5 protein-coding genes are annotated in these 6,000 nt (G+C 51.8%); 3 read left to right on the top strand and 2 right to left on the bottom strand.

The features are described 5' to 3' along the window. The 3 genes from E1189_RS23890 to E1189_RS11145 form a co-directional block, all read left to right on the top strand. Nucleotides 1-196: hypothetical protein (locus tag E1189_RS23890; protein ID WP_230460330.1), on the top strand; the 196-nt coding region annotated here is incomplete at its 5' end. Between the two features lie 170 nt (nt 197-366). After that, the gene (locus E1189_RS11150) at nt 367-1,692 is read left to right on the top strand and encodes a hypothetical protein (RefSeq protein ID WP_155160362.1); all 1,326 of its coding nucleotides are present in this window, start codon (nt 367-369) and stop codon (nt 1,690-1,692) included. A 31-nt stretch (nt 1,693-1,723) separates the two neighbouring features. Continuing rightward, nucleotides 1,724-3,208, top strand: a complete 1,485-nt coding sequence (locus E1189_RS11145; protein WP_155160360.1) for a synaptonemal complex protein 1 — start codon at nt 1,724-1,726, stop codon at nt 3,206-3,208. Nucleotides 3,209-3,252: 44 nt separating this feature from the next. On the opposite strand, the gene E1189_RS11140 is transcribed toward E1189_RS11145, so the two are convergent. Both E1189_RS11140 and pdsR read right to left on the bottom strand, forming a co-directional pair. Next, nucleotides 3,253-5,286, bottom strand: a complete 2,034-nt coding sequence (locus E1189_RS11140; RefSeq protein ID WP_155160358.1) for an ATP-binding protein — start codon at nt 5,284-5,286, stop codon at nt 3,253-3,255. Beyond that, the gene (gene pdsR / locus E1189_RS11135; protein ID WP_155160356.1) at nt 5,287-5,979 is read right to left on the bottom strand and encodes a proteobacterial dedicated sortase system response regulator; all 693 of its coding nucleotides are present in this window, start codon (nt 5,977-5,979) and stop codon (nt 5,287-5,289) included. It lies immediately after the preceding gene. Between the last annotated feature and the right edge of the window lie 21 nt (nt 5,980-6,000).

The following is a 6,000-nucleotide window of genomic DNA, read 5'->3' as shown; positions in this document are numbered from 1 at the left end:
TTGCGACCATCGGGTTCAGCAGGTTCAGATCAAGGATAAGGGCGAAGGCAAATTCGCTGTTGATGTTCGCGTAAAGCTGATTTCCGACACATTCAGCGGCGAGAAAATCGATATGCTGGTAAACGAAGAGTGGGAGCTGACACTGGCTACCAGCGGTCAGGTAACCATTGATAAGTATGCTGTAACCGTTTTATAACGCCGAACTCTGATAGAAATGTCAAACCCTGTCAAACAGAAGCCAGACAACGCTTCGTGAACTTTTATCAAACCTCACAGTCAATATGGGTAACTAGCCAGCTCTGAAGGATCATGAGCTGGTACGACTTTGGTCAAATGTACCCGAACTTGAGACATGGAGGTCTTGATATGTCATTGCCAAACATAAATTCCGCTATAGCGGGCACGCCCAACAGTACAGCAGCTGGTGTGTGCCAGAAGCCTCTGACATTTTTGGAAAAAATGAATCTGGCCCACCACTGGAACGGGTTCAAGAACTTCTGTGAATACACGGCTAAGCCAAAACTCATTGCGTTTTCAGCATCAGCTCCTGCCCCTATCAAATCTCTGCAAAGCTGGGCAGTCACTCATGCGGAAGGTGTGTTGCCAGGTTTGAAAGCCTTTGCCTCCACCACAGCAACGACCGTTGGCACTACTGACATTCCAATGCACGTAGCCGGTGCAGGCGCAGGTGTTGGTCTGCTGGCGGCAACCCCTGTTCTTGGCGCCATCTGCAAAGCGGGTAGCCGCACTTTACGTGGCATGCTGCAAAACAGAACCAACGACAATGTTCTCAGAGATGTTCATGCTCTGCCTTCTACAGACCTGCAGGCAAAAATGGATAAACTTGAAGGGCGTGCAAAAACTCTGGAAGACCGTGCTCTCAAGCAACGTAATGTGGCTGGCAGCGATCTGGGATGGTGGGGGTTGATCAAGTACGCCGGTACATTTATTACACCCGTTCTAGTTGCTCCACAAATTGGCACACTGATTTCTCTGGCATGCCCGGTCTCCACCCCCGCTGTTCTGCCAATCGCTCTTGGTGTTGGGGCAGGTCTTTGTGGCATTCGCTTTATTACTGCTCGCTTTGATGCCTGGAGAGAAAAAATACAGGCGAACGAAACTATGGAACAGGCTGCAGTATTCCGTCTAGCCGCTGAAGACTGCGCCAGTGCTATTCAAGATGCTAAAGACTCTTCTGATAAGGATGCTGAGCTGGAAGAGTTGAGGGCCCAGATAGATGAGGGTGCTGAGGTCATCAACGAGTTAACGCAAACATGTAATAGAAATAAGACATCTCAAGAGGAGCTGGTCAAAGATCATCAAGAGACCATGAGAAAGCTGGATACTGAGAAAACAGCACACACAGCGACTAAAGACGCTGCAAATCAGTCCAACGTCCTGTTTACTGAAACCAGCAGACAACTGGAAGAAGAGAAGAAGGCCCTCCAACAGGAGAACACCAGGCTTCTCGAACAGCTGGAAGCTCGGAGAAAAGACATCGAAGACTTTAAGACAGCACCAGAGATTCCTGCTGACCTCACCAACAAAGGCAGGTTAAGTCGCCGTCATAGCCTTCTAGAAATACCAGCGTTCTCTTCTGCACAGGTAACAGCATCAGTGAACCCGCAAAAATCTCTTTATTTATCTCTGACAGACGACTCTGTGAACCCAGAGTCTGTTGTGATTTCATGATCGACTGCGAACAAGACACGGAGGTCTTGCTATGCCATTCAACAACCTTTACAAGAAAGCAGCCTGCCTGACGACTTTTACGCCAGCCTCGCTGGCGGCCACATCCTTACCCGAGAAGGCCGATACCTGTGCAAAAGCGATTTGGGGCGGTATGAAAACCCTCTGGCAAACAGCCAGGCCGTACTTGAGCCCAGTCTCTACCGGTATCTATAACAGCATTCACAACACCCAGCTCTCGGCTGCTGGTGCTATTGGTGAAAATGCGCCTAAGTTCCTGAAACTCCTGCAGAGAACCATCACTGTACCTGGCGGAGAAAAAGTCTCTCTCGCAACTGCGGGCGCTGGCGGCCTGTTTGGCTTTATTGCAGCAACGCCGGTACTCGGCGCTATTTACAAAGTCGCCTCGCGCACTAAAAACGGTTATGAGCAAGAGCAGGAAAACAAAACCATTCGTATGCGTGCAGCAAGCATTCCCGCTGAGAATGATGAGAAGCTTACCCTGTTGACAGACCGTAAAACGGAGCTGACGAATAAAGGCCTCAAGCAAAGGGCCCTGGCAGAAAGAAGTATTGGAAAATGGGGGCTCATAAAGTATGGCCTGACAATACAGGCGGCCTTGGCATGCACACCGCAGATTGCAAAACTGGCAACATTGTTCACCCCTGTTCCTGTACCTGCCGCCCTTCCTCTGGCATTGGGGGTTGGTGGTGTTTTGTGCGGTATTCGCTTCCTGGCCACTCGCTTTGATACATGGCGTGAAATGGCTCAGGCCACAGAAACCCTCAAGCAGGCTGAAATGTTCGGAAATGCTGCCAATGCAATTCTTGAAGCCAGAAGAACAAAAGCCGATGTTATTAACAAATCGCAGATTGCACAAAGAATGCAAATCGAGCTGGCTGCAAAACAGGAGCAAATCAACAACCTGACGCAGGCCCTTGAAAACCAGGAAGATATCCAGAAAAAACATATCAAGCACAATGAGGCCAGAAAGATACAGCTGGAAAGAGAACAACAAGCACATCTGGCCAGCAAAACTACCCATGATCAGGCAACCAGGCTTTACAATGCAGCGCTGGCTCCCAAGCAGGACGAAGTGAAGCGGCTGCGAGAGACAAATAACGAACTGCATCAAGAGCTGGCAGCGCTACAGAAGCAGTATGAGGCGACCCATCAAAACCTTGAGCTTGTAAAACCTGTTCGGGAATGCGTCCTCTATGTGGACGACACCGACCTGACAGCAATCAACGTGGACAAGCAATTTATGGAGTCCCTTGAAGAACGAAGAAAACCGCAGGTGCTGTGCAAAGAGGAAGACAGGGAAGAAGAGGTTTTCGTCACAGCTCCGGAGGCTGACGAAACGGTCACAAGAGATGATGAGAGTGATGAGGGTGACGAGTTCGAACCCCAATATAGTAATCGCCACATGCTGGTGGCTATGCCGTTCCGCGGTCTGGCGAAACTGGGCGGTTGGCTCTTCACTGGCGGGCCAACCAATATCACTGATTTTCACTTATAACAGAAAGACTCCATGTTATTTGAGCCGGTTCGCCGGCTCTTTTTTTATACCTCTTCCGGAAAAGCCAGAGAGAACACGACACCCGTTTGATCAAGCCGATTGCGAGCCAGTGCCTCCCCCCTGTGAGCTTGCATCACCAGTCGAACAATGTAGAGCCCAAGACCAAGGTGAAGTTTTTCTCCCCTTGCCGTTCGCACTGAGAACATGGAATCAAACAACTGACCATCAGGCGTATCCGGCAACAGCGGGCCATCATTTTCCACAGAGATAACAGGGCTCCCCTGAATGTTTTCCAGTCGCAGGGTTACCGCTCCATCGTCATTGCAGAAGTCCACAGCATTGGACACCAGCTTATCCATCGCCTGCACCACCAACTCCGGTGCGATAGACATACGACAGGGTTCATCAATGTTCTGCAGTTTGAACTGTGTACCGGGATAAACGCTGGAGTAAGCCTGAAACAAATCGCCCAGCATCTGGCGAAGATCAACGGTTTCCCGCTCATGGCTGGAATCTGCAATCATGTTTTCCAGACGCGTCGCTTCACTGATATTGTTCAGCAAACCACCAAGGCGGTCAGCCCCTGCCAAAGCCCGGGAAACATAAACCTTCCCCTGTTCCCCCATCTGTTCATGGGCAAGATTATCGAGGGACGAACGGACAACCGCCAGCGGCGTACGTAACTCATGGGAAAGTTTACTGCCCAGTGATCGCAGGTACTCAGTATGATTTCCCTGTCGTGTAACCATGGCAGCAATGCTGCGGGAAAGCTCCCCTAACTCATCAGCCGAGTCGCTCGCCGGAAAGCGAGCCTGTAACCGACCATCTTTGTTGATGCACTGCTCTGTCGCCTGATGAAGTTTGCGGATACGAAACGACAGCCATGAGGCATAACCCAGCAAACCGCCAGACACGAGCACAATCGCCAGAAAGCTCAGGGAAAACAAACGATCAAAAGAGCGGCTGGCCAAAGACAAAACCGCCTGACTGCCCTGCTCCGCAATCAACGCTCCTACCACATTGCCATCCTTTACCAGAGGCAAGGACGCCAGCAAACGGTAACGGTTATTCTCCCGCGTCCACAGCACAACGGGTTGGCCATCAAGGGCTGCACTCAGGCCACTGTTTTGCCAGCCCCCCCTGCGCCAGTAGTTTTGATAATCAGGCAGGTGATTCCAGCTCAGAATCATCCGGTAAAGCCAGCTCACCAGCCAGAACGGTTCACTTTCATGGGTTTCATGAATATTGAACGACGAGGTACTGGCAATCTGCCAGCCTGCAGAGTCAATCACCCCGAGGCGCATATCACTGTCCAGAAACACATCCAGAACACGGCTTAAATGCTGATTGGGGAGTATCAGCTGCCCCAGTTCGTCATCCACCGTTTCCTCATTCGAACCTGTCGAGCCTACCCATTGCTCCGTTGCACCGGATACAACTCGAAAGCCAAACCGTTTGCCCGCCATGGCCAAAGGCATCATCAGTTCCAGCTGATAGCCCTCGGGAGTATCCCGCCATACACCACGAATGCGATTCTCCCGTACTACACGATTGATACCATTCCAGTGTTGTATAAAGCGTGCAACCACCTGCCCCGGCGCTTCCGTCACCACGGTGTAGTGCTGAACATTGCTCCCTTCTTCAACGGACAGCTGAACTCTGTCACCATTTTTCAGGGGCACACCAACAGGGTTGTAATAGGTGGTTCTGCTCTGGGCTATGCGAAAGGCAAGGTAGAAATTGGTGCCATCGGTTGCGGCAGAGAACTGAACCCTTGGGTCACCGTCGTCTGAATAACGTCGGCTGGTAAGCTGCTGCGCCTGCCAGTCTTCAAAGTAGCCATCCATCACCAGATCCACGCCCACGGGCTGAACATAAACCGCACCCTGAGCCTGAACCGGTTCGGGCAAAACACCTCTTAAGGAAAGGTTCGCAGCCGTAGCCTGCAGTGAGGCTTCCAGCACCTGGGTTTGCTGATCCCGAAAGGTAAGCTCCATCTCCTGAATCCAGCGGATACCGGCCACCGGAAGAACAAACACCAGCAGGCTGACCAGTAACAGCTGGCGGCTCAGGCGCATTTACTGGCTGCTCCAGCGATAACCCATGCCATAAGCGGTTTCGATAGCGCCAAATCCGGCATCCACGGCCTGAAACTTTTTACGAATACGCTTGATATGGGAGGTGACCGTATTATTGTCGAGCACCGTTTGTGCCGCATCCATCAACTGTTGGCGGTTACGCACCTGCCCGGGGTGACGGGCCAGGCTGTGAACAATCCAGAATTCTGTCACTGTCAGGTCTACCGGCTGTTTATCCCAGCTGACAGACATACGATCAATGTTGATCGCCAGCTTACCCCGCTCCAGAACGTCATCCTGTTCCTTCGGCACGTTTATCATATCCACCCGGCGTAACAGGGCATTCACCCGCGCCATCATATGGGCGATGCTTATATCTTTGGTAAGGTAGTCGTCCGCACCGAGACGCAGGCCGGAAATCACATCCAGCTCATCATCCCGCGCGGTAAGAAAGACGATAGGCAGTGCCGGTGCCTGACTGCGCAGTTCGCGGCACAGGTCGAAGCCGCCTTCAAACTCATCCCCCAACCCCACATCAATCACCGCCAGGTCTGGCAACCCCAGACGAAAACCAGCCAGTGCCGACGGCCTGTCGGCAAAATGGCTCACGGTGAAGCCGTAACGCTGAAAAGCATCACGGTAGTTCGCTGCGATAGCGGGTTCATCTTCCACAATTGCGATATGGCGGGGCATCTTTATTAAACCGGCATTCCC

Origin of the sequence: Parendozoicomonas verongulae (genome assembly GCF_009711465.1) — a bacterium.
GTDB classification, from domain to species: Bacteria; Pseudomonadota; Gammaproteobacteria; order Pseudomonadales; family Endozoicomonadaceae; genus Sansalvadorimonas; species Sansalvadorimonas verongulae.
Note: the sequence above shows the minus strand (reverse complement) of the source record. Positions and strands in the feature narration are given on the sequence as shown.